At 70.0% G+C, this 16,089-nt stretch carries 9 protein-coding genes; 4 read left to right on the top strand and 5 right to left on the bottom strand.

The genetic code is table 11. From position 1 onward, the window contains the following. Nucleotides 1-56: 56 nt before the first annotated feature. Complete coding sequence (locus RM609_RS03005; RefSeq protein ID WP_311607686.1) at nucleotides 57-7,703, bottom strand: SDR family NAD(P)-dependent oxidoreductase; 7,647 nt, start codon at nucleotides 7,701-7,703, stop codon at nucleotides 57-59. Between the two features lie 285 nt (nucleotides 7,704-7,988). Between RM609_RS03005 and RM609_RS03000 the strand changes: the two genes are divergently transcribed. Next, nucleotides 7,989-9,122, top strand: coding sequence for an SDR family oxidoreductase (locus RM609_RS03000; RefSeq protein WP_311607685.1), 1,134 nt, complete (start codon nucleotides 7,989-7,991; stop codon nucleotides 9,120-9,122). A gap of 89 nt (nucleotides 9,123-9,211) precedes the next feature. Here RM609_RS03000 and RM609_RS02995 read toward each other — a convergent pair whose 3' ends face one another. After that, nucleotides 9,212-10,519, bottom strand: a complete 1,308-nt coding sequence (locus RM609_RS02995; protein ID WP_311607683.1) for a hypothetical protein — start codon at nucleotides 10,517-10,519, stop codon at nucleotides 9,212-9,214. A gap of 347 nt (nucleotides 10,520-10,866) precedes the next feature. Here RM609_RS02995 and RM609_RS02990 point away from each other — a divergent pair, with 347 nt between their 5' ends. The 3 genes from RM609_RS02990 to RM609_RS02980 all read left to right on the top strand — a co-directional run bounded on the left by RM609_RS02990 (nucleotide 10,867) and on the right by RM609_RS02980 (nucleotide 12,762). After that, on the top strand, nucleotides 10,867-11,457 hold the full coding sequence (locus RM609_RS02990; RefSeq protein WP_311607682.1) for an RNA polymerase sigma factor: 591 nt from the start codon (nucleotides 10,867-10,869) through the stop codon (nucleotides 11,455-11,457). Further along, on the top strand, nucleotides 11,454-12,131 hold the full coding sequence (locus tag RM609_RS02985) for a hypothetical protein (protein ID WP_311607681.1): 678 nt from the start codon (nucleotides 11,454-11,456) through the stop codon (nucleotides 12,129-12,131). The genes RM609_RS02990 and RM609_RS02985 overlap by 4 nt, the downstream gene beginning before the upstream one ends. Nucleotides 12,132-12,342: 211 nt before the next feature. Further along, nucleotides 12,343-12,762, top strand: coding sequence for a DUF3592 domain-containing protein (locus RM609_RS02980; RefSeq protein ID WP_311607679.1), 420 nt, complete (start codon nucleotides 12,343-12,345; stop codon nucleotides 12,760-12,762). Nucleotides 12,763-12,837: 75 nt separating this feature from the next. On the opposite strand, the gene RM609_RS02975 is transcribed toward RM609_RS02980, so the two are convergent. The 3 genes from RM609_RS02975 to RM609_RS02965 form a co-directional block, all read right to left on the bottom strand. Beyond that, complete coding sequence (locus tag RM609_RS02975) at nucleotides 12,838-13,641, bottom strand: hypothetical protein (RefSeq protein ID WP_311607677.1); 804 nt, start codon at nucleotides 13,639-13,641, stop codon at nucleotides 12,838-12,840. A gap of 118 nt (nucleotides 13,642-13,759) precedes the next feature. Next, nucleotides 13,760-14,443: an ABC transporter ATP-binding protein gene (locus RM609_RS02970; RefSeq protein WP_311607675.1), complete on the bottom strand. Its 684-nt coding sequence runs from the start codon at nucleotides 14,441-14,443 to the stop codon at nucleotides 13,760-13,762. A 59-nt stretch (nucleotides 14,444-14,502) separates the two neighbouring features. Next, nucleotides 14,503-15,993: an ABC transporter permease gene (locus tag RM609_RS02965; RefSeq protein WP_311607673.1), complete on the bottom strand. Its 1,491-nt coding sequence runs from the start codon at nucleotides 15,991-15,993 to the stop codon at nucleotides 14,503-14,505. Between the last annotated feature and the right edge of the window lie 96 nt (nucleotides 15,994-16,089).

Raw genomic sequence — 16,089 nt, 5'->3', positions numbered from 1 at the left:
CGGGGGGAGGACTGCGGTTCAGCGCTCGCCGGCTTGGCTCCGGCCGTGCGCCGAGGTCACCGCGGGACATCCCCGGGGAGCGAGCGCTCTTGGAGATCAGACGCGGCAACGGATTCCCCGGGCGGCTGCACGAGCCCGAGCCGCAGGTGGACGAGACGTGCGAGGTCCGCGATGGTGCCGTTGCTGCGCAGCAGCTCCATCAGCGGGATCTCGATGCCGAAGCGCCCGCGCAGGGAGATCAGCAGCTCGGCGCCCATCAGGGAGTCCATGCCGTATGTGTCGAGCCTGCGGTGGTGGTCCAGCTGCCCGTGATCCATGTGCAGGATTCCGGCGATCTGCTGCGCCAGACCGTCGGCGATGAAGTCATACGCCTCCTCGACGGTCATCCGGCCGATGGCCCGGACCAGTTCCTCCGTGGTGAGCCCGCCCTGTTCGCCTTGGGCCGGTACCAGGTCGCGCAGGCGTGCCTTGCCGAACAGCGGCAGCAGGGAGGCGCTCTGCGCGAGATCGTTTCGTGTGACGACGGCGACGTCCACGCGATCGGCGAGGAGCTCCCGGGCGGTGGCGAACGCCTCGCTCGGGGTGAGGGGAGCGAAGCCCAAGGCCCGCAAGGAATCCTCCAGCCCGTGGCGGGCGACGTATCCGGTCCCGCCGATGGCCCCCCAGCCGACGGCGGTCGTGGGAGCGCCGCGCTGCCGGCGGCGGCGCGCCAGGGCTTCGAGGCAGAGGTTTCCCGCGGCGTAGGGGGCCTGCTTGACGGTCCCGTACGCGGCGCTCGCCGAGGAGTGGAGCAGGAACAGGTCGCATTCCGGGTCCCGCGTGAGCAGATCCAGAACCGCCGCGCCGGCCGCTTTCGGCGCCAGGACGGCGGCACAGCGCTCCGCGTCCAGGTCGGTGAGGAGGCCGTCGTCCACGTGCATGGCGCAGTGCACCGCGCCCCGCAGGGGGTGGCCTCCGTGGTCGATCTCCTGTACGAGCGCCCGCATGGTCTCCAGGTCCGTGGCGTCGTTCGCGTAGGCGACGGCCGTCACGCCGCGGTCGGTGAGTCGGGCGAGTACGTCGGCTGCTTCCGGCGCCTCGGCGCCGCGTCGGCTGACCAGGGCCAGGTGACGGGCACCGAGATCGGCGAGCCACTCGGCTGTGGCGGACCCGAAGCCGCTCGTGCCGCCGGTGACGAGATAGGTGCCTTCCGGGTCGAGCCGGAAGGGCCGCGCACGCGGCTCGACCATCGGAGGTTCGTCCACGGGGTCGAAGGCGACGACGACCTTGCCGATGTGGCGGGAGTGCTGGAGGAGCCGGAACGCCTCCTCTGCACGGGCAGCCGGGTAGACGCTGTGCGGGAGCGGACGGCAGGTGTCGCGCAGGACGTTGTCGCCGACCTGGGCGATGAGATCGTCGATCTGCCGGGGGTCGTCCATGACCTTGGTGAGGTCCATGCCGAAGAACGCGATGTTGTTGGAGAAGGGGCGCAGACGCAGCGGCTTGTTCTCGTGGATGTCGCGCTTTCCGAGTTCGACGAAGCGTCCCCCTGGGCGCAGCAGCTCCAGACTGCGGGCGATGGCTTCGCCCGCGAGGGAGTTGAGTACGACGTCCACGCCCTCGCCGCCGGTGATCTCCCTGACCTGGTGGGCGAAGTCGAGGGAACGGGAGTCCAGGACGTGCTCGACGCCGAGGCTGCGCAGGAAGGTGCGCTTGAAGTCGCTGCCTGCCGTGGCGATCACACGGGCCCCATATGCCTCGGCGTACTGGAGGGCGGCCAGCCCGACCCCGCCGGCCGCACCGTGCACCAGGACCGTCTCGCCGGGCTGGAGCCGGGCGAGTGTGACGAGTCCGTAGTGAACGGTGCTGAAGGCCACCGGCAGGGTCGCGGCCTCGGCGAACGTCATGTGGCGGGGGACGGGAATGACGCCCCGCGCGTCGGTGACCACGTGGGACGAGAGGGAGCCGGCCGCCAGCCCGGCGACCCGGTCGCCGGGTTTGACCCCGGTCACTCCGGGGCCGCAGGCGGTGACGACTCCGGCGCATTCGAGCCCGAAGTCCGCATGGCCGCCGGCGGCTTCGACGCGATCGGCGGGCAGCAGGCCGACGGTGTGCATGATGTCCCGGTAGTTCAGCGCGGTGGCCCGCACCTCCAGGGCCACTTGCCCGGGGCCCGGTTCGGGTGGCTCGGTCTCTTCCCAGGCCAGCCGGTAGGCCAGGCCGCGGTTGCGTACCCGCAGGGTGAACGGCGCGGTGCCGTCCGCCGGGCGGGCCGGGTTCCGCGGCGTCTGGCGGGGGACGAACCGGTCCCGGGCCGTCAGGACGATCTCGTCCTCGTCGGTGGGATCCAGGAGCTCGCGCACCAGACGCCGCGCGTCGGCCGCCGCGTCCTCGGACCGGTGGAGGCTGACACGCCGCACGTCCAGGTCGGGGTGCTCGTTGAACAGGCAGCGCGTGACGCCCCACGGGATGGCGTCGGCCGCGTCGGTGATCTCCTCCGGTGTGGGGACGGCGCCGGAGGGTCGTGTCACCAGCCACAGCTCCGTATGGACGCCTTGGGGCAGACCCCGGCCGGCCATCAGCAGCGAACGCAGCGTCTGCGTACGGCGGGTGGCCCTGGCCACCAGCTCGGTGGGGTCCGTCTGCGGGGCGTGTCCCAGGACGATCGCGACGGAGATCGTCTCGACCGTCGTGGTCGTGGTCGTGGCCGGGGCGTGGGTTTCGTCCCCCGAGGTGAGGAGAGTCCCCCAGTCGGTCACTTCTGCCCCGTCGGTGACCGGGCGCACGGAAGCACTGCCGTGGCCGGCCAGAATTTCGGCCACGGCGTTCACCAGACCACTCTCGTCCGGCGTCTCGGCCACGACGACGTATGCGGTCTTCTCCCGGGGATCCGGTAGTGGGGGCAGTCCCTCGGCCCGTGGATCGGTGCCTACGCCGGCGAGGAGGGTGGAGAACTGGTCGCGGGTCGGTGGCCTGTCGTCACCGGTCTGCACGACCTCGGTGAATCCGCACCGCTCCAGCAGCGCGGGCCACTTGTTACGCGGCAGCAGCACGCAAGCCGGCCGCAGGTCGGTGTCGTCGTTGCCGAAGAAGCTGTCCAGCGTGCCGAAGAAAGGCAGCAGGGCCTCGGGGGCGTGGGACTCGACCGCCAGCAGCATTCCGCCCGGTGCCAGGAGGGCGGCGACATTGCGCATGGCGGTGTCCAGGTTCCTGGCCGTGTGCAGGGAATTGGAGGCCACCACGAGGTCGAAGCCGGCGGCCGTAAAACCCTGATCAACGGGAGCCGTCTCCAGGTCGAAGGTCGCGTAGTGGACGAAGTCGTACTGTTCGAAGCGCTTCTGGGCGCGAGGAAAGAAGTAGGGAGAGATGTCGCTGAAGCAGTAACGCGTGCGGTCCGCGGGCAGCAGCGGCAGGAGGGCCGCGGTCGCCCCACCGGTGCCGGCGCCGACCTCCAGTACGCGCAGGGTTCTGTCCCGGGGCCAGCGGCCTACGATCTCGCGCAGGAGTGCCTGGGCGAGTCGGTGGTGAAAGCGAATCGACGGGATGATGTCGTACATCTGCTCAAGGGACCTGGCCACCGGATCCCGGACCAGGATCTCCATCGGATCCTCGGTACCGCGCAGGACGCCGGCGACGTGGTCCAACTGATAGGCCGCCAGGGATGTCTCGGCGACGTGGGCGGGCGACGTCGCCAGGCAGCGCTGGAGGAGGGCGTCCGGGTCCAGTTGTTCCGCCGACATTCGCCACCGCCCCTCGGCCTCGACCGTCACCAGGCCGTGGTCCCGCAGCACGGAGAGGGCCAGGGCCAGCAGACGGCGGTGGCGCTCCTGCACTCCCTGCCGCACGAGGTCGTCGAGCGAGAAGGGCACGGCCGGATCGGGGAGGGTGTCGGCGACGCCTGCCGCCCAGCGCGCCGCTGTCACCTGCGTCATGAGGGGGATGTACTCGTGGCCCGACTCCCGCCAATGGGCGATGACCTCGGCGATCCCGGGACGTGCCGCTTCCTCGATGCGCCGAGGGGAGGGGAGAGGGTTCGGCGCGCACGGTATCCCGGCGTGCGGCGCGGCACGAAGCACGGTCTCGTACGTACTCACGGGGAGACGGTGGGATGCCGCGAGGCGCCTGAGACGACAGCCGTCGAGCTGCGCCGACACCGTACCGTCCTCGTCCGCGAGCGTGATGTCCCAGCACACTTCGTCGCCGACGCGGCTGCGTTCCAGGACCCGGATGACGCCCGTCGTGGCGGGCGTGCTCCAGACGCGCACCGCGCCGATGGCGACGGGCAGATAAGCGTGACCGGCTGACGTGGCCTCGGCGAGCAGCGGTGCCCCGGCTTGCAGAGCGCCGTCGAGCACCGCCGGGTGGGCGGTGTACGGCTCGCCCGGCGCGTCGAAGCCGTAGGCGGCGACGACCTGTCCCTCGCCGACCCGCAGATGGCGCAGGACGCGGAACGTGGGGCCGTATTGCAGCCCTGCCTCCGCGCACGCGGCGTAGTGTTCCTCGCCTTCGATCACACGGGAGCACTCCCGGCCCAGCGCGTCGACGTCCAGGCGGACGGGCCGCCCGTGCAGGAGCGCCCGCACCTGAGCGCGTGCGTGCAGCCGGGGCTCGCCGCCGGAGGTATCCGTACTCGTGATGCTCACCACGCCGTCGTCCCGGCTCAAGGAGACCTGGGTGCGCACACCGGAGGCATCCGCCCAGGGCACCACCAGCGCCGCGGCGATGTCGAGGTGCTCCGCCTGTACCGGAACGCCCAGCACGGCCCGGCCGGCGGCCAGTGCCGTCTCCGCGAAGCCGGTGGCGGGCATGACGACCGAGCCCGCGACGCGATGGTCGGCCAGCCATGGCACCAGCACGGGCTCGACAGCCCCTTCCCAGACCGGCAGCGGTGCGGGCAGCCGCTCGCCCAGCAACGGGTGCTCGATCACGCCGCTGCCGCTCGACCGTACCCAGCTGTGCGGCGTGCCACTCCAGTGCCGTTCCCGCTGCCACGGGTAGGCGGGCAGCTCGGCGACCCGGCCGGGGCGTGGAAAATACCGGCTCCAGTCGATGCCGGCATCCGCCGCGATCAGGGTGGCCGACGCGGTGGAGAGGGCCGACGGCCCGTCGTCCCCACGGCGCAGCGTCGGCAGGACGGCCACGGACTGCTGGGGACGCTTGGCGGCGCAGCGCCGCAGATACGTACCGAGCGCGGGGTGCGGGCCGATCTCCAGAAGTACGCCCGCGCCGTCCTCCAGCGCCCGGCCGGCCGCCTCCGCGAACCGCACCGGCCGGCGGACGTTCTCCCACCAGTACCGCGCCCCCAGGTCCAGGCCGCTCACCCGGGCGCCGGTGACCGTGGAGTACATGGGGACGGTGAGCGGCGAGGGGCCGAGACCGGCCAGACCGGCGGTGAGGCGGGCCTCCTGGCCGTCCAGGAAACGGCTGTGGAAGGCGTAATCGAGCCCCAGATCGCGGAAGAACACCTGGCGCCGTGCCAGATCCGCGCCGAGGTGCGCCAGGCCCTCGGCGTCGCCCGCGAACGTCACGTCCTGGGGGCTGTTGAGCCCGGCGATCTCCAGTCGGCCCGTGTAAGGGGCCAGCGCCTCCTCGACCTGGTGGGGCGACAGACCGGCGGCAGCCATGCGCCCGTGGCCGGCCGTGGCCGCCTGCGCCGCGCTGCGCTCGGCGATCACCCGTGCCGCCTGGGACAGGCTCAGTGCGCCTGCGGTGTGGGCGGCGGCCACCTCGCCGACGCTGTGGCCGAGCACCATGGCGGGTTCGATGCCTCGCTCGCGCAGCACCGCCACGACACCCAGCTGGATCGCGAAGAGGAGTGGTTGCGCGACTTCGGTGGCGGACAGTCGCCACTGGTCGGCCGGGGCTGCCAGGGTCTCGGCCACCGACCAGCCCAGGCGGGGGGCCAGTTCGGCGTCCGCCGAGGCCACCGCGGCGCGGAAGACACGGTCCCGGGCGAGGAGGTCCGCGCCCATGCCGGCCCACTGGGAGCCGTTGCCGGTGAAGACGAAGGCGACACGGCCGCCAGTGACCGCCTCGGCCCGCGCACCGGCAGCGGGCGGCAGTGAAAGGGCGGCTGTGGCCGAGTCCGGGACCGGGGCCGTTTCCGTAGGGACCTCTGACGGGGGAGAGACATCATGCGGCTCGCCCTCGCCCTCGCCCTCGGCGGCGAGCGCGGTGAACTGCCGGGCGGCTTCGGCAGGGGTACGGGCCAGGACGCCGGCGCGATGGGGGTGCTTGCCCCGGCGTAGGCACGCTGTGTAGGCGATGTTGTAGAACTCCTCGTCGGTGGCGCGCCCGAGTCGCTCCGCCATCGCCGCCGCCGCTTCCGACAGCGCATCCGGGGTGCGGGCCGACACCAGGACCGGCAGCCCTTCCGGCGGCGACGCGCAGCCGTCGCCCGGATCGGGGAGTGGTGGCGGGGAGGCGAGGACGGCGTGGGCGTTGGCGCCGCCGAAGCCGTACGAGCTGACGCCCACGACAGGGCGTTCGACGTCGGCCAGAGCGCGCTTCTCGGTGGTCAGCGTCAGGCCGAGGCCGGTGAAGTCGATGTCCGGGTGCGGTGGTTCGGCGTGCAGGGTCGCCGGGGCCACGCGGTGTTGGAGGACGAGCAGGGCCTTGCACAGCCCGGCCATGCCGGAGGCCGGTTCCAGGTGCCCGAGGTTGCTCTTGACCGAGCCGATGGGCAGTTCGCCTGTGATCCGTCGCATGCCCAAGGCGCGTCCGACGGCCATGGCCTCCACGGGGTCGCCAGCCGGGGTGCCGGTGCCGTGGGCCTCGAAGTAGACCAGTTCGTCGGGGTGCACACCGGCCTCGGCGTAGACCCGGCGCAGCAGTTCCTCCTGGGCCTCCGGGCTGGGCAGTGACAGCCCCATGGTCCTTCCGTCGCAGTTGACGCCGCTGCCCAGGATCACTGCGCGGACTCGGTCACCGTCGGCGAGGGCGTCCCGCAGCCGTTTGAGGAGTACGACCGCGCCGCCCTCCGCCCGTACGAACCCGTCGGCATGCGCGGAGAAGGAAGCGCACCGGCCCCGTACCGACAGCATCGACGCCTGCGAGAACCCGATGTACGGGAACGGGTTGAGCAGCACATTGGCACCGCCGCACACCGCCGTGCGGCTGGTGCCCTGCCACAGGGTGCGGCAGGCGTGGTCCAGCGCCACCAGGGAGGAGGAGCAGGCGGTGTCGATCGCCATGCTGGGACCACGCAGGTCGAAGGCGTGGGAGAGCCGGTTGGCGGCGATGGACGAGGCGGCGCCTGACATCGTGTACGCGTCGACGGTGCGTGGCTGAAGCATCTGCAAGGCGGCGTAGGAAGTGTCGGAGATGCCGACGTACACGGCGGTGTCGGTGCCGGCGAGCGCCGACGGGTCGACGGCCGCGTCGTCGAGGGCGTCGGCGGTCAGTTCCAGCAAGAGCCTGTGCTGTGGATCCATGTGGGCCGCCTCTTTCGGGGAGATCCCGAAGTAGGCGGCGTCGAACCCGGCGACGTCCTCCAGGAAACCGCCCGCGCAGGTGTAGCTCTTTCCCGTCCGGGGCAGCGCGGTGTCGACGAACAGGTCGGTGTCGAACCGGTCCGGGGGCACACGGCCGACCATGTCCTTGCCCTGCACCAGCGTGTCCCACAGCTCGTCGAGCCGGGAAATGCCGCCGGGGAGCCGACAGGCCACGCCCACGATGGCGATCGCTCGGTCGGTGCCGCGTACCTTGTCCTTGTCACGAAGCATGGCGGAGTGCCCCTCTCCGGGATCCGGCGGTGGCAAAGCCTCCGGGCCTCTGTCGGCCCCTTGCGCGTCCGTCGGCCAGGCACCCTAGCGAATGATCATTGAGTGATGAATAGATCAAAATGCGCAAATGGTGCGTTGATCTTTCTGTCACTCGAAATGACGAATATAGGCAAGTGACGGCATGCCTATATCGAGTGACATCGCCGGGTGATGTCGATGCGCCGCTGCTCCCTGGGCAGCCTTCTCGCCTCGACCCCGGGCCGTCCGACGACTTACGGAGATCCGATGACCGTACTGCTCACCGGAGCGACCGGCTTCCTCGGCTGCCGCATCCTCCGCGCCCTGCTGGCGGACGGCACCGACGAACCCGTTCACGTCCTGGGACGTGGCACCCCGCCGGACCTCCGTACCCGTGTCGAAGCCGCCGTCTCATGGCTGGACAGCCCTCCGATCCAACCGGACGCACTCCGTCGGCTGCGCTGCTTCACCGCCGACATGGCCCATCCTGAACTGGGCATCGAACCCGGCGAACGCGCGCGCGTCACGGACGGCGTCACCGTGATCTGGCACTGCGCGGCGCTCCTCGCCCTTCAAGCCGACCCGGTCATCCTCTACAGGACGAACGTCCTGGGCACCCGAGGCGTGCTGAACCTCGCCGAAAGCGCCCCGAACGCACACGTCCTGCACATCAGCACGGCCTACGTCGCAGGCCGACGGCAGAGCGGACACGTCACCGAGGACGACCTCAGCGACGAGGCAGGCTTCCACGTCCCCTACGAGGAGACCAAACATACCGCCGAACGCCTGGTCCACGCGTGGTGCCGCCGGACCGGTCGTGCCGCCACCATCCTGCGCCCCAGCCTGCTCATCACCGACCGGCGCGTGCCCGACGGGCTCCCCGAACAGCCCCTCGGCGTCCTCGCCCGCCTCGTCGAGCACACGCTGCGCACCAGTGCCGACGAGGCCACCCGGACCCGGATCCTCCACGGCGAAGCGCACGGCGCCGCCATGACCTTCCGTGTCCCCGGCGACCCGGGGGGCTCACTCAACTTCGTCCAGGCCGATTACGCGGTCAGTGCCATGACGCGTGTCATGGCGCGACGCGCCCGAGGCGCGGGCGTGCACACCGTCCACGTCACCCACCCGCACAACACCCCCGTCGCCCTGGTCAAGTCCGCCTTCGAGGCGCGATACCCCGGCATGACCGTGCAGATCAGCCCGACGATCCCCGCTCCCACCCCTTTGGAGTCCGCCGTGATCGCCGACACCGCCCACCTGGCCGCCTACAGCACCCAACGCCGCACCTACGACCGCACCCACCTCCTGCGTGCCGTCACCGGCCTCCCCGACCCACCGCCGCTCGGCACGGCCTACCTCCTGCGCGCCCTCACCCCGGCCGAGGCACCGGCCGGTTTGTGAGGCGAGCGTGAGGGCGAGGCGATGGGTCCGGACTGCCGGGCACCGGGGCTGGACGGAACGCGGGAGGTACGGGATCACGGGTGGTATGGCTACTCGGCGGCCGACTGGACCCAGTGCCAGTTGACGGGTCCCCACTGCTTCTTCAGGGCCGCGCGTTCGCGCGCGTAGGCGCGTAGGGCGGTCTCGACGGTCGCGGTGAGACCGTCGAGGTCCCCTCGGGTCGGGATGCGCAGGATCAGGTGCTGCTTGCGGTGGAAGAGAACGAGTACGCCGTCACTGGAGCACGTCATGAGCGTGAACTGGGCGAGTGCTTTGAACGGCTTGTCCTCGGTGCCGAGCCGGGCGCGGAGCCGGCCGTCGGCGGTCCAGGCGTACAGGCCGTAGCGGTTGAGGTGGAAGACCAGACCGTGGTCGGGGGCCGTCGCGACGCTGTAGCAGCGCCCGGTGAAGGGGCTGTCCTTGTACTTGTCGAGCCCCTCGAGCCGGCCGGTGACTTCGCCCTGGGCGTTGAGCAGGGCGAAGGCGAACACCTGCCCTCTGCTGCCGCTGCGGAATTCGCGACCGAGGACCGGGACGACGAACAGCTCGTCGGTCAGTGGCTCGGCGGCCGTACCGAGGCGGGCCCGGTCGTACCAGTGGCGTTCGTCGTCGTCGCGGGCGACGAGGTCCGGCAGGGAGGGTGAAGGCCGGTGCTCGAGTCCTACAGGGCGGCCCTGGTAGCGGACGTGGGGGCGCTGGTCGGCCTCGGTCTGGTGGGCGGGTCGAGAGTCGAGCGAGGCGATGGCCTCGAGGTTGGGTTTGTGGTCGGGGCCGAGCGGGCCGTCGGCGAGGGTGATGAGGTTCGGGATGCAGTTGCCGTAGCGATGGACGCCGAACTCGCTCGCGACGCAGAGCAGGCGTCCGCGAGGCGTCACCCGTATCGCGGTGGCGAACGGGTCGCCGGGTACGACCTCGTCGAAGGGCCAGCGGTAGGGCATGGTGTAGGCCGCCAGGACCCTGCTCAGGTCGGGTGCGATCAGGTAGGTGCAGTCCGGCAGTCCGGTCATCGCGAGAGTGCCGTCGGGAAGGACCGCAAGGCCCGTCCCGGAGCCGGCCGTGAGCGCGGATGGGGTTCCGTCAGGGGCGTCCTGGCCGCACAGGACAGTCGCCAGAGGAGTCCCGTCCGGGGCGTAGCGTGTGATGAACCCGTAGCCGAAGTTCTGCTCGGCCGGTTCGGCCGAGCCCTTGGCCTCATGGTGGTGGCGCCAGACCCGGTAGAGCGCGTACAGGTCACCGTTCGGCGCCGGCGCCGCGGCGTCGTGTTCCATGCCCCACCCGCTGGAGTAGAGGGCGGTCAGGTCCAGCTGGTGGTGGTCGACGAGCCAGGAGGGTATCGGGAGAGGAAGTGTGTGGGGCATGCGCGCAATCCTCCAACGCCCCACTGACACTCCGGCTCGGCGAAGCCGACTCCGCCCGCGGCGGACTTTCTTGAGCCCACGGCACGGCAAGCAACATCGCCACTGGGCGCTTCTGTCGGAATTGGATCAAGCCTGTCATCTCCTGCACTCCAAGTGTCCGATGAGACGCGAGTGCCGACTGAGCCTGCCGCTGATTTGATGTAAATCTTCCGATGGGCGACGACGTGAGTATTCGGGGCCTCGAACCGCTTCGATAGGGGACAAGAGGCGCTCCACCCGCCTCCACCGCCACAGGAGTCGACCGTCGGAGGTCCGATGAATGCCTTGCCCCACATGGGTCGTTCGACGTGCCCCTCAACTCCGGCAGCGGCACAGTGACCGACGTCGGCACCGACCACTTCGAGAACGCCCCGTTCGATCTGCCGCTGGACTTCCAGGCCTTCTACCTGAACTCCCAAGAGTTCTTCCACTCCTACGCCGCGGAGCTCCTCGGAAGCCGTCGTGACGCTGAAGAAGCCGTTCACGAGGCTTTCTGCTTAATCCGTACAGAATGGAACGATCTGCTCGGAAGCAGAAGTTTCGAGGAAGAGACGTGGTCCATCCTGCGGATGATCACCATGCGGTGGCTGCACGCGAAGGGCACCCGGCCCGCGTTCCTGGCCAAGGGCGCCTTCACCCAGGCCATGGACGCCACCCGTGACCAGCTGACGGTCCTTGAGGAGAGCATCGGCCTGTACTCCGCCATCGCCCAGCTTCCGAACAGACAATTCGACGTCATCGTCCTGCGGTACGTCCTCGGCTACCCGACACGCAAGATCGCCTGGCTCCTGGGCCTCGACGAGCGCACCGCCGACTATCACGCCCGGAAGGGAAAGGAACACCTGCGACGACAGCTGCACCTGCCGGAGAGCCCCCGGATCAAGGAGGCCAACGTATGACCGGCGGATCCAGCGGATGGGGAACCGGGATCGACGAGCTGCTGGCGGACGCCACGGTCCCCGCGCCCCCGGTAACGGGCTTCGACACAGCCACAGCGCTCAGCCGACTGGCACACGACGCGTCAAAGCCGAGCCCCCGTCGTCAGGTACGCAACTGGCAGGCACGAGAGGCACGGACAGCGCAGGTCGCGCTCGACTGGATCTGCCGGTGGGCGGTCAACGACGCGGAAGCACGGAACCGCCTCAGCCGCTTCGCGAGCGGAGCCGGCATCGAGGCGGAGGGCGCCTTCGTCTTCGCGTGCCTGCTGGCCGTCCTCGGCTACTCGCGCAGCGCCACGTTCTGGTGGCAGCTGGCAGCGGGAGCCGACCACCGGGGCGCCGCCTACTGTCTGCACCTGCACCACCTACAGGCTGACGTGACCCATGAGGCCAGCTGGTATTGGTACGAGCAGTTCGCAACCCTGCCGACGGAGTTCAGCGACGACGGGGTGGTCCACTACGAGCTGCTGGCCGCGGAATCCCGGTACCGGCGCCGGAACCTGCCACCCGGCGGCGGAGTGCCTGAACCGGTAGTGGACGAGGTCCACCGCCTGGCCGCGGTCACCCTGCACAGCTTCGGCGTCGTCGGCCGCCCCGGGGAACGCCTTGCTCAGGTCCTGAAAGCCGTCCTGTAAGGGATTCGCGGTCAGGCCGGTCTCATGGTGAGCGTCGTAAGCCGGCCAGTCCGCGGCGGCCCTGTCCGGACCGTCCGGGGCGGAAGCATGGCGACCGAGACACCTGGGATAACGTCCCTCTCGCTTGTCCGGAGCAAGGGGGACGTGGGGACGTATGGAGATTCAGTTTCAGACGCGTGGGCGGGGAGCCCGCCGGTGGCTAATGTTCGGGATGATCGCCACCGGGGCACTGTCCTTGGCCGTCGGGTTGATTTTTACCGGTGTGTCGGTTTCCTTCCTGACGGATGCGAAGCGGGTTCGGGGCACGGTGGTGGCCCTGGACTGGCGAGAGGACCACGACGGCGGATCCCGCAAGGCACGGGCCGACGATTCGCCTGCGGCGTACCCGGTGGTCGAGTTCACGCCGGTGGACGGCACGCCGAGGAAGTTCCGGGACTCCGCAGGATCCAATCCACCGGCGTACGAGGTCGGTGAGCAGGTCGAGGTGCTCTACCGTCCGGATTCCCCCGAGGATGCGCGGATCAAGGGATTCCTCTCGCTGTGGCTGCTGCCGCTGATCTTCGGCGGGATCGGGCTGGTGTTCACGGGGATCGGTACAGGTATCGCGTTGGCGACCCGGCGACGTCCCTGACGTACGACAAGCTTGCAGCGCGCTACAAGGCCACCGTGCTCGGCGCGGCCGTCAACGCGTGGCTGTAATGCCTGGTCACAGTGGCGTGGGGACCCACTTGACCGCCTCACGCCATCCCTGTTGATCACGCGCCCAATCAACCATCAGCTTTGCGATGGACGCGGGGCCGATCATTTCAGGTGGCTTCGGGACGTGGGCCTGGTAGTGCTGGTCCGCGCCGCCTTCGCGGTACTCGACCTGGTAGCTCATGTCGTCGTTCAGGTAGACCTGCATGTAGTGCTGATCGGCAGGTTCGAGGTCGAGTCTTTCAAAGATCACGAAGCGATGGCGCAGGTTCATGTCCGCCAGTAGGTCGTGAAGGTCTTCCACGGTCGGGTTGTCCAGCGTGCGCCCACCCGCCTCGATCGCCCGTAGCCAAGGGTTCGGCCAGAACTGGAGCAGCCAGTGCTCGATGGGGTCTTCCGTTGGCCCGTCGAGCTCGTCTTCCTCGATGGTTTCGTCGATGAACTGCGGCGGTTCTTCCTCTTGGACCGGTGCTTCGTCGCGCCGCCTCAGGAGGCGCAGGTCGTAGCGGCCGTTGGGGAGGTTCAGCTGCCCGAAGTGGACGCCGAACAGGCTGAGTACCGACACATGGCCGCCGACCACAATGCCGGTGAAGGTTCGCTGGTAGTCCCAGTTCCCGGTCGGTGTGCTCTGCGGGTCTCGGGAGAGGTGCTCCAGCCTCACCATGGGGTAGCCGGACTGATCGTGACTGCTGAGGCGCAGTCCGTCTCCGGGTATCACCACGACGTCGTCGTCGTTGGGGCGTTCGGTGAAAACGATGGTGCCGATGTCGATGGTGCTGTGCTCGAGGAGAGGGCGTATGTCGGCAGAAGACACCAGTGGCATGTTTTGGGACCTTACATCTTGCGGTGTGCCGGCGAGGTCAGGGCGATGCTTGTGATCACCTTGGCACGGGGGCCGGTCGATAGCGATGAGAGCTCACCAGCCGCTGTCGTCAGGCGCGGGCGCGCTCGGTGACCGTGACCGTGCCCTTCTTGATGACGGCGAGGCGTTGTGCCGAGCGGGCGATGGCGGAGTCGTGGGTGACCATGACGAAGGTAAACCCGTTCTCCTTCCACAGCGTCTCCAGCAGGTTCATGATCTCGTCCCGGGTGCCCTCGTCGAGGTTGCCGGTGGGCTCATCGGCGAGCAGGACCCTCGGGTTCTTCACCAGCGCGCGGGCGATCGCCACACGCTGCTGCTGACCGCCGGAGAGCTCGCTCGGCAGGTGGCGCAGGCGCTCACCGAGGCCCACCGATTCGAGGGCCGCGGCCGCCCGCCGACGCCGCTCGTCCGCGCCGACGCCGAGCGGTACGAGCGCGGTCTCGACGTTCTCCTGGGCCGTGAGCGTGGGGATGAGGTTGAAGCTCTGGAAGACGAAGCCGATCTTCTCGCTGCGCAGCTTGGTCAGCGCCGACTCGCTCAGCCGCGCGAGGTCGGTGCCGTCCAGCTCGATGCTGCCCTCGGTGGGACGGTCGAGGGCGCCCAGCATCTGCAGGAGGGTGGACTTGCCCCCGCCGGTGGGGCCCTGGATGACGAGCTTGTCGCCGTCCTCGATGACGAGGTCGACGCCGCGCAACGCCTCGACGGTCTCGCGGCCGCGCCGGTAGCGCTTGGTGACTCCGCTGAGTTTGTACATGGGTGGCTCCGGGATGGGGGAGAGGAAGAAAGAGGAGAGACGGAGGACGCGGCGGCGCGTCAGTCGATGCGACGCAGTGCGTCGGCCGGGCGGAGCCGGGAGGCGCGCCATCCGCCGAACGCGCCTGCGATCAGGCCACCCGCGACAGCCAGGGCGACGGCGACGCCGATCGTGGTGAGGCTGGTCGGCGCGGTGAGAGCGATCTCGAGCGTCTTGCCGCCGCCCCGATGACCGAACCCGCCGCCACCGCCCCCACCGCCGAAGCCGTGCCCGCCTTCACCGGAGCCCCCGCCCGGGCCACCCCAGCCGCCACCGGCACCCCCGAGCTGGGCGGTGAGCTTCGGGTTGATGGCGGTCACAAGGGCCGCCGCGCCGAGGCCGAGCGCGATGCCCAGCACGCCGCCGAGCAGGCCGTTGACGAGTGCCTCGCCCATCACCTGCCGGGTGATGCGGCCGCTGCGCCAGCCGAGTGCCTTGAGCGTGCCGAACTCGCGTACGCGCCGGCTGACCGCGGAGGACGTCAGCAGTCCGGCCACCAGGAACGTGGCGACGAGTACCGCGACGGACAGCCACCGGCCCACGTTCGTCGCCAGGTCGGCGGCGGTGGACAGGGAACCGGAGACCGTGGAGGCGAGGTCCGCGGCAGTGGTCACGGTGGTGCCCGGGACGTTCTGCTGGATCGTGGACTTGACGGCCGAGATCTTCTGCGAGCTCGTCGCCTTCACATAGACCGTCGTGATCTTGTCCTTGGCGGCGGCGAGGGCCTGGGCCTGCTGGAGCGGCAGATAGACATTGGCGGCGGCATCGGCGCTGTCGGCGGTCGCGATACCAATGATCTTGTAGTCGTTGCCGCTGATCGTAAGGGCTTTGCCGACGGCGAGGCCGTTCTTCTGCGCGTACGCGCTGTCGACCACGGCGACCTTGTCGTTCGCCTGCGCCGCGGTGAAGCCGCTCCCGCTGGTGATCTTCGACGAGGTCAGGGGGCCGAGGCCCGGGTGGGCCACGTCGACGCCGTAGGCGGAATAGGAGTCGACGCTGAACCTGGCGCCGCCGCCTTCGACAGCCGCCGACCCGCCGCTACCGCTACCGCCACCGCCGAAGCCGTGTCGCCTGCCGCCGGGGTTGCCCTCTTCTTCCTTGACCTTGCCGGGGTCGAAGTCGCCGTTGACCTTGACGATGTTCAGGGAGAGCCCGCCGACCGCCTCGGAGACGCCTTCCTGGCCGGCGACCTTGGAGACCGTCGAGGCGTCCAGCGTCTGGAAGCCCTTGGGCACGACCCGGTCGCCGCTCTGCGAGCCGCCGGTGCGCGACCGGAAGTCGAAGCTCGGTCGGCCACCGCCGTTGCCGTCGGCCGGCTGGGCCTTCGTCACGGTCATGTCGGTGCCCAGGCCGTACAGCGACTGGAGCACCTTGTCCTGGGCCTTGGCCATGCCCGCGGACACCGAGGTGACCGTGATCACCAGCGCGATGCCGAGGGCGAGGCCCAAGGCGACGACCAGCGCCGCTTTTCTGCGGCGGCCCAGCTCGCGCCGGAGGTACGTGAAGAACATGCGGATCCTTGAACGGGTGAACCCGTCCGGGCATGCGGTAGCCCGAGCGAGGAAGACGTGGGGGGGGGGGGGGGGGGGCCCCCCCCCCCGGGAGAA

The organism is Streptomyces hesseae (genome assembly GCF_031845785.1).
Classification (GTDB): domain Bacteria; phylum Actinomycetota; class Actinomycetes; order Streptomycetales; family Streptomycetaceae; genus Streptomyces; species Streptomyces hesseae.
This window is presented reverse-complemented; position numbering and strand designations above follow the sequence as displayed.